General features: G+C 54.8%; 8 protein-coding genes. All 8 read right to left on the bottom strand.

The annotated features are described in order from the left end of the window. Positions 1 to 423 (bottom strand): hypothetical protein (locus tag P1U71_RS03565; protein WP_301104173.1); only part of this gene is annotated, 423 nt, incomplete at its 3' end. Further along, positions 416 to 769, bottom strand: a complete 354-nt coding sequence (locus P1U71_RS03570) for a hypothetical protein (RefSeq protein WP_301104174.1) — start codon at positions 767 to 769, stop codon at positions 416 to 418. The genes P1U71_RS03565 and P1U71_RS03570, both read right to left, overlap by 8 nt. Then, complete coding sequence (locus P1U71_RS03575) at positions 753 to 5,309, bottom strand: LPD38 domain-containing protein (protein ID WP_301104175.1); 4,557 nt, start codon at positions 5,307 to 5,309, stop codon at positions 753 to 755. Before P1U71_RS03575 ends, P1U71_RS03570 begins: the two co-directional genes overlap by 17 nt. Further along, positions 5,309 to 6,391: a hypothetical protein gene (locus P1U71_RS03580; RefSeq protein ID WP_301104176.1), complete on the bottom strand. Its 1,083-nt coding sequence runs from the start codon at positions 6,389 to 6,391 to the stop codon at positions 5,309 to 5,311. The genes P1U71_RS03575 and P1U71_RS03580 overlap by 1 nt, the downstream gene beginning before the upstream one ends. Beyond that, positions 6,384 to 6,611, bottom strand: coding sequence for a hypothetical protein (locus tag P1U71_RS03585; RefSeq protein ID WP_301104177.1), 228 nt, complete (start codon positions 6,609 to 6,611; stop codon positions 6,384 to 6,386). The genes P1U71_RS03580 and P1U71_RS03585 overlap by 8 nt, the downstream gene beginning before the upstream one ends. Continuing rightward, the gene (locus P1U71_RS03590) at positions 6,611 to 6,769 is read right to left on the bottom strand and encodes a ribbon-helix-helix protein, CopG family (protein WP_301104178.1); all 159 of its coding nucleotides are present in this window, start codon (positions 6,767 to 6,769) and stop codon (positions 6,611 to 6,613) included. Before P1U71_RS03590 ends, P1U71_RS03585 begins: the two co-directional genes overlap by 1 nt. Before the next feature lie 4 nt (positions 6,770 to 6,773). Beyond that, positions 6,774 to 7,007, bottom strand: a complete 234-nt coding sequence (locus tag P1U71_RS03595) for a hypothetical protein (protein ID WP_301104179.1) — start codon at positions 7,005 to 7,007, stop codon at positions 6,774 to 6,776. 245 nt (positions 7,008 to 7,252) lie between these two features. After that, positions 7,253 to 8,340, bottom strand: a 1,088-nt coding sequence (locus P1U71_RS03600; protein ID WP_301104180.1) for a hypothetical protein, incomplete at its 5' end; no start/stop codon positions are given.

Consider the following 8,340-nt stretch of genomic DNA (forward strand, 5'->3'; position numbering starts at 1 on the left):
AATCGATTGTTTTGGCTTACGTTTTTCGGTTGCGCCTAGTCCCGTACCAACATCAACCACGTCACCAAATGCCGCCAAGGATTCGTTCTCCGACATAAGCCCCTCCATACTCATATCGCTGGGATTCTGCGCAACGCCCGCCCCCTGATTGGGGTCTCCGCCTGTACTTGGGGTGTCTCCCGGCGATTGTCCCGACAAGTCCAGATTAAAGAGCTTGGCAAGCGCATTTTGTGTGCGGTTCGGGTCAACTTTCCTTGGTGCCAGATTGTTCGGATTTAGCGCATTCCTGAGATTGTTCGGCGTGTAGAACTTTGGCCCGCTTGGCGTTGAGGCCGTCCTTGTAAGCGCATTATTCACGGGCAGGTTAGCCCCAGTCTTGGGGGTGTATAATGTTGGTGTTTTAAAAGGTGTTAAACTATTCATTTGTCCGCTCTTTCTGTGACCGGGACAGAATTTCCCGGACAATTAAACCGCTATTAATCTGCGCGTTAAAATACTCCCGTATTTGCTCGGCTGTAACTTCATTAGGGTGCGGCTCTTCCGCTGCGCGGAATGGATTAGATACGAATAGCGCCGTCCATCCCTGAAAATAGATTTCCTTCAATTCTTCAGGCGAAGCATTAAGCGCCTTGGTGTTATGCGAAAGCCCCCCTTCGCAAATATTTTCAAATAGCTTGCGCCCGTCCTCCGGCATATCTCTCATAAGTTCGACCGCCTCATGAAACGGGGTTTCAATCAGATCCCGATAGCAATTAATTTTTCTTGTCATTTTCGACCTCTTTCATAACTTCCTTGGCAAAGTCGTTGCGGGCTTCAAGTATGTTTTCAAGCAGAAAGCCCTTAAGCGCCCCCACATCGCCCCAGACGCCTTCTTTCATGGCGCGGGACCGTAACTTGCCCCGGCCTATGCTTTCCTGCTCCTTGGCTATCTCCTGCGTCTCTGCCAAGCCCTTGGCGTTGTATACCCGCTTGGTTTCCGCACTAAACGCCCGCATCTGCTTATTGGCTCTGGTGAATTGCTTGTATTTCAGATTTTCCTCGGTGTTCTCCAACTCGCCCGCAATGTCGGGCCGGTTGGTTCTGTCCATCAAGTTCATGGTGCGGCGCATCTCGGTTGCGTCTCTGAGCGTGTCGTAAAAATCGCCGACTGCCTTTGAAGAACGGGACGGGGATTGCCGATAAAACCGCTTCAATACAGGGTACTGGTCGGCCCGCAAGTCCGGTGCATCGTCAAAGATAGCGGCATCAGCGAGGGACAGTCCGTAAGCCGCCCAGGTGTTGAAATAGCCTCTTAGTAAATGCTGCGCCTGGACAGGGGAAATCCTGTTCAATCCGGGAATGTCTCGCGCCGCCTCACCCGCTGCCCGCAATGTCTGTGACGTGCCGTTATTGGCCCGCGCCCAAGGCTGTACGCCCTCTTGTGCCATGCCCTCAATCGGCCTGCCGGTAAAGCGGTTGTGGTTGGCGTAAACCTCATAGAGCGGGGCGAAGGCCTGCGGGATATACTCAATGCCGAAGGTCTGTGACAGAACGCTGGCGATATTCTTGAATGTTTCCTTTGGCGTTCCCTTCTCAATGCCCTCAAGGGTTCGCTCGGCAATGGATGAAATCGCGCCGACCTCCCATATTTTCGGGAAGCGCAAATGAATGAATTTATCCTCCGGTCTGGCGTCCTCCGGCGCGTCGAATTTGGGAACAAAGAAATGCCAATTGGTGTCTTTGTCCCAGTCCTCCAAGTCCTGATAAAGCGGGTTATCCTTATTCAGCAGGTAAAGCCCCGTGCTGGACAGGGCAAGCAGGCCGGTCTTGGCGGCAATCGCGCCCTTGTTCGGGTCATGCACGAATCCGCGATAGGTCCGGTCAAGACCGTTCATCGCCGCTTTCAGGAAAATAACCGTGTCATACATAAAGCCCAAAGCCTCGGCCACGTCATCAAACTTATCATGCAGTTCATGGCCGCGCTTTAATCCGCCGCCCCTCATGGCGAAGTCGGTAGAGACTTCCCGCGCCAGATAGGCCGCGTGTCGGGGGTGGTCGCCTTGCGCCTGTGCCCTGCGGAACTCACCTAACCGGGTGGACATTTCGAAGGCGTCTGCAATCGTCTCAAGCCCATATAACAACTTGGCCGGGGTGTTCAGGACGTTATGGGGGTTAATACCCTTCTTGGTGTAGAACTTCTCAAGATGCTTGGCAAAGGCTTCCTCATCGACAAGGTAAGAGGAAAAGCCGCCCCCATTGGCAATAAAGTCCTTATAATTCTGGTCCTGCATTACGCGGGATTTCATGCCCCGGATACTATCCACAACGGGCTTGAATCCGGTGCGCGAAACAATGCTGCCTAGCAGGGTATCGCGGGCAAGGTTCGCCACCATAAAATCAGGGGTCAAAGTGATGGACGCCTGCCCTATTCTCTTGGGCACGGCGAGAACGCGGGTAATCCAGTTTTGCCCCGTCCGGTTGAGGTTGGTCAGGGAGCGCAGCAAGATAGGATCGGCAACCTCATAGAATTGCGGCTTGCCCTTATGCAGTGCCGCGACCACATTGCCGCCCTGTGGGGCCTGTCCGCGCAAGATAAAGGTGGTTAGCGGGCCAAGGCCGTGCGCTATATCGTCAATGATGCTTTGCACTTCAATGGGGAGCTGCTTTTTCTTGTCGGCTCCAAACGCCTTTACAATCGCATCCTCAACCTGTCGGCTGTCTATATCAATCGGGATTTGTTCTTTTGGAATCCGCGCCATGAATTTAGCGCCGCCCTTGCCCTGTGATAGCTTCGCCGCTTTCAACCGTACCTCGTTATCGAGCGCAACGCCTATCAGGGTGGCCGCGTTCTGGACCACATTCTTTGCAATGTCCTGCAAGTTTTCGGTGCCCCCTGTTAGAGCCTGAACGCCCTTCCAGTTGCCTTGTGTTCCTTTGTTGCCCTGTGCCCCGGTCGTGCCGACGCGATAGAACGGGAGATACGCCGCCCGCTTCCATAGCTTGCGCGTTGTCGGGTCAATCACACCCTTGGCCTGTGCAAAATCCAGTATCTTGTTATTCCACACCTGATAATCTGCGAATGCCTGTTTGAATGCCGGGGTTTCCAGCTTGAGCATGGCGTCAATCTCATTCTTGGTGAACAGACGTTCCCGGCCCTGCCCTGCCAGTTCTTTCGCTGACCGTCCGACGGCATAAGTCCAGAACTCGTCTTGCCGGTTGGCTGCGGGCTCAAGAATCTGTTTAAGGCCCTTGCCAACAAAACTATGCGAGCCATCATCTTTCACAACAGGCGCGCCGATTGTCATGGCTCCCTCTGTGATGGAATTCTTTGCCCTGCTTAGTCTGGCGGTTTCAAGTAAGCCCGCCGGGGATATTTCGCCGGTTACTGCTTCTTCAAACAGCTTAAACCCGTGCGTATCGTCAACCGTCGCCTGTCGCAAGCGTCCTGCAAAGTTACTCGGCAAGCCCTTCTCTTTCGCCTCACCTATCTTTGAGCGGGCACGTTTCAAGGCGTCCTGATTAAACCAAGCCGTCATATCCTGCCGTGCCTTCAGGAGCGCGGGGCCGTATTCATTGCGGGCAACAAAATCCTCAAACCAGCCATTGAATCTGGGGGCGAGCTGCGCGGCCTTATCCGGCTGCGTAGCCCACAGTCTGACAAACTCGGCAAAGCCTTCAAAGAGTTTCGTTTTGTCATAGGAGACGCCCCGCAATTCGGCCTTGAATGTTTTGTTGTTCTTCCATTGCTGCGATAGTTCCGGGATACGGTCATCGAGCAAATGCGCAACCTCATGCGCGGCAACCTCGATATCATTAGCATGGCGCAGGCGAACTTCCTCAATGCCCTTGCGATAGAAGCCAAGCGCCTTGGATTGTTCAGGAATGCGGCCTTCGTAAATCGGGACGCCAATAGCTTTTGAGAAGTCCCTGACGATATGCTCCCGGCGTATCGGGTCATTCAGGTCACGGCTCCCGCTGCCGGGGGTGTCCTGCCTCATGCCGATGTGGTTTTCTCCCGGCTCCGCGCTGTTGGCCGTGGCGGGGAGGTCTTCCTCAACCTTAACATTTCTTAACAGGCTGTCGGCTTTTTGAAGGTCGGGTTTTGTCAGGTTGTCGGGATCTGAAATCTTTTTTTGAATACTAAGTTTTACTAAGTTCTCTTGCTCTGAAATCTTTTCCTGAATATTAGGTTTTATAAGGTTGTCCCCGTCAATGCCTGTTTGCGGGGCGTCGTTCTGAATCTCAGGTTTCTTCAGGTTCTCCGGCCTTCCCGTGCCCTCGTCGAATACATCAAACGGATTAGGTTCCTGCGCTTGTGGGCTTGTCTGATTAACGGTTGCCTCGCGCGCGTACTGGTCAGAGAATGCCGGTGAAGATCCTTCATTGTCGAACTGGTCGAAGGGGTTGCCTTCATCCATGGCGGCAGCAAATTCCGGGACCTCCTCTTGTGCCTTCGCCAGTATTTCAGCGTCTGTCATACTGTCAGGGACCGCCTTAGAGCCTCGCACGGCGCTGATAACCTTCTTGGCAAGGATTCCGCCGCCGTGAAGCGTTCCACCTACCACGCCCGCGCCCAAGGCCGACAAGACGGTATCGGAGAAGCTATAACCCTCCCGCTGGCCGTGTTCTATCTGCATCCCCTGGACAACAGGGTCTATTGCTGCCTCCGCTGCGACGTTGCCCGCCGCTGCCTTGCCGATAGCCTTTGTTGCTGCCGCGAGACCCTTGCCTGCCGTGCGAACGCCCGCCGGGCCTATGAGGGATTCAGGAGACGCCGCCGTGCCCGCAAGGGTGCCTGCGCCATAGGCGAGATAATCCCCAACACCCTCAAAGTCTTCCGGGCTAACAGCGGTATCTTTCTCGAAACCTTCCCGCCATTTCTTATAGTCTGCCTGCCGGTCCTGATATTCCTTGGCAAAGCGTTCCTTTTGCTCCGGGGTGAGTGCTTCATATTTCGATTGAAAGCGTTTCTGCATGGCCGGGGTCATGCCGGTAATAGGGGCATCCTCTCCCGTCATGGCCTCGAAATCAGGGTCGAACAACTCCGGGCGCTTCTGCTCGAAATTATAGGCGTCTTTCGGGGAGCGGTCGATTTGCGGGGTCTGCTTCAACCGTTCCAGATTGTAAGGCTCCCCCGCCGTAATGTGCTGGATAACCTGCCCGGCAAGTGTTTCATCCATGAAGCCGCTTTTCATGCCCCGGACAAACAGGGAAGATTTTTCAGGCGCGACCTTCTTTACCGGCGCATCAAACTGGTCAAAGGCGTTGGCCTTGTCGAACTGGTCAAAAGGATTTTTGGGCGTGTCGAACTGGTCGAAGGCGTTGGACATTAGTTGCCCTGCAAGATGGCCTGCGCTGCCCCTTGTCCATATTTGGCGTCAAACTCTCCGGCAAGGTTCGGGTTGGCCTTCAGATAGTCCATGGCCGCCTGCGGGGCCTGAGCGGTCGGCTGCTCCGGTCCTCTGGCTCCGGCAAATAGCTGCTGGAACCTATCAAAGTCCGGGTCGTCGCCGCGCTTCTTCTTGAGGGCGTTCTTAATCTGCGCGGTTAGTTGAGCGTCATAATCGGGGTTATCCCGTCCCGTTGCCAAGCTGCTTTGTGTTCGCTTTAACAATTCCTCCGGGGTCATCCCTTCGAGTTTTTGCAGCAATATCTTGCGGTCGTTATCAATCATGAAGTTCTCACGCTCTGACGTGGCCGTGTTTTCGTCCTTGAAGCGCGGGGCGGTGGCCCTTGTCTCCCATTGGCCGGTCGATGTGTCGAATTCTTTCAGGTCTATTTTGTCACCCGTTTTAAATTCCCGCATGGTCGGCGGCTTGGCAGGGGCCTTCACATTTGGGAATGTTCGGGAGCCGTCCGAATTATAGAGATACCCGTCAGCGGCTTTTGTCGGCTTTCCCGGCTGGCTGCGCTTAAGAATATCCGTTATTTCCATTGCCTCGGTCGCCTGCAATTGCACCCATGCCTTTTTTTCAGGAAGAGAGGCATTCATAGGCGGTGCGTCGTCGGCAATTCCCGGCATCGTCTGGTTGGCAAACATCAGGGTTTGTTTGTATATATCGTCAAACTGGTTGTCGGGAACATCGAGTAATCCCAAGGCTACTTTGCCGATGTAATCTGTTTGCTTTTCAAGGGCGGCGGCTTCGTCTGCCTTCATACTCCTGACCTGTTCTTCAAACTTGGCCGCGCGTTCGGGATCGATGTCATAAAGGCTGTTAACTTTCTCCTGCCGCCCCGCACTGTCAGCGGCCCCGTATCCCCGCAACGCTTCGTCTCCCCTCATGCTTTTGGCGAGTTCGTTGTCATATGCCCGCAACTTCCGTTGCCCCGTCTGCATTTGAAGGTCGTTTAGTGCATTGCGGTTCCGGGCTTGCATTACCGCGCCCATGTCGATTCCGTATTGATTAGCCATGCTGTTCCCCTGTGTACTGAATTAAATTATCCAGTCTCGTTTGATATTTCCGGTCCTGATAAGCGCCCCGGTCGGCAAGTGCCCCCTCGCGCAAGGCATTGACAGACCAGTAAGGAAGCGCCGACGTGATGCGGCTGATAGCTGCCTCCGGCGTTGGCTCTTCCTCCACTATCCGCTTGATAAATAGCGGGAGTGTTCCGGGCTTGTCATACTTGCCCATTATGCGGCCTGTTCCGTCGTGTCCAGGTGCTCCCGGATAGCCTGCCTGATAAATTCTGAAAGGCTCATGTCGCGCTGTGCTGCATGGCGCTGCGCCCGTTCCGCAAGCTGCGGCGTAAAGCGCAAATGCATATGCCGGTCAAAGGTTGCTTTTTCCATTGGTCTAATTCCTCTCTGGTGAATCTTTCCTGTCAATGGCGGTTTTCGGCTTTTGAAGGTTCTCGGTCGCCTCGCTGTCGGCAACCGCGGGGTTGGTATGCACAACGTCGCGGGCGGAGGTTGTATAGACATCCTCCGACGTTGTGGTACTTTTCCGATAGAATTGGAGTTTTGCCCCCGAAAGGGGTGCGACGGTGGCATCAAGGGCCACCTGTCGCGGTAAGTAAAAAATATCCATCTAACTAAGAGACCTTTCGGCTTTGTCGGCCTTCACAGGCGGAACACAACAGGAACATCATATCAGAAAAAGGGCGCGTTAACAAGCACTAACCCCCCCTGAAATAAGGTAATATTGTGTTTTTGCGCGGGGTTTTTGCGGCAATTTTTCGGGTCAGAGTTCGCGCGCGTAATGGGCACGAAATACAGTCAAGGGTATGCCCGTCCGGGTAAACCGTCTAAAAATTGCCCTGAGAGCCGCCTGCCTTACCCCTTCTCAAAAAAGCCCGGATGGTCCTGATGCTCTCCATACTTCACCATGCGCTCCCCAAAGCGGCGGTTGATATGGTCGATGACGACTGCGAGCTTTTCGGGCTTGTTTGGCATTCCGGGTGAGAGGGGCGCGAACAGGTCGCCGTTGCGCTCCGTTAGCAGGATCAAGTCGCCAAGGTGAACGCTTATCGATAAAACATCTCCGTTGCTGCGACGGCGGATATCCCGCCAAAGTCCCTCATACAGCGAGAGTAAAAACCGCGTATCCCGCGTTGCCGTAATCTTCTTGCCCGCATGGCGTCCACCGTCGGTCAAGCGTAGCGACAAATGAAACTGCCGGGTGCAATAGCCATCCCTCCGCATGCGCTCCGACGCCTTCTCCACCAGCCAGCGCCCGACCATTTTCGCCTTGTGCGGTGGACGGTGCACCGGGGCCAGCACCTTCGAGTTACCGTACCCGTTCCGCTTGGTCGGCATCAGCGGGATATCCATCCCCTGCAAGGCTCTTACAAACCGCTCTCCCTCCACCGAATGCCAAATCATCCGGGCATGACGCGGATCGAGCCTGTAGAGCGCCGTAACGTCATAAATCCGGGCATCATAAAGCCTTACCCGAATACCCCGCGAAATGCCTGGCAGGTCATCTAGGGAGAGATGCCTGATAGCCTCCGGCATGTTCTCAGGGGCAAGCCATTGCAGCCCGTCCGGCTTCTCCAGCTTGCCCGCTATTTTCGCCAGCAGATGGTTCGGGCCGATGCCGATGGAACTGCGAAGCTCCGAGCCAACCTTTTCCCGTATCGCGTCCTTGATGTCTCGGGCAAGATCCAGCGCCCGGTCCAGCTTGGTACTATCGCCGCCCAGCGCCACCTGGAATTCATCAATGGAGCGGACAAACTCCAGCTCCGCAATCTCATCAATGACACGGGCGATTTTCTGATTTACCCGGACATACAGCCGATGCCGGGAAGGACGGAAGATAATACCGGGGCAAAGCTCCCTTGCTGCATAGATACGAGTACCGGTTTTAATGCCGAAAGCCTTCGCCTCATAGGACGCGGCAACGCAGGCCCCTGATTCATTGT

The sequence above is a fragment of the Sneathiella sp. genome, assembly GCF_029233945.1.
Classification (GTDB): domain Bacteria; phylum Pseudomonadota; class Alphaproteobacteria; order Sneathiellales; family Sneathiellaceae; genus Sneathiella.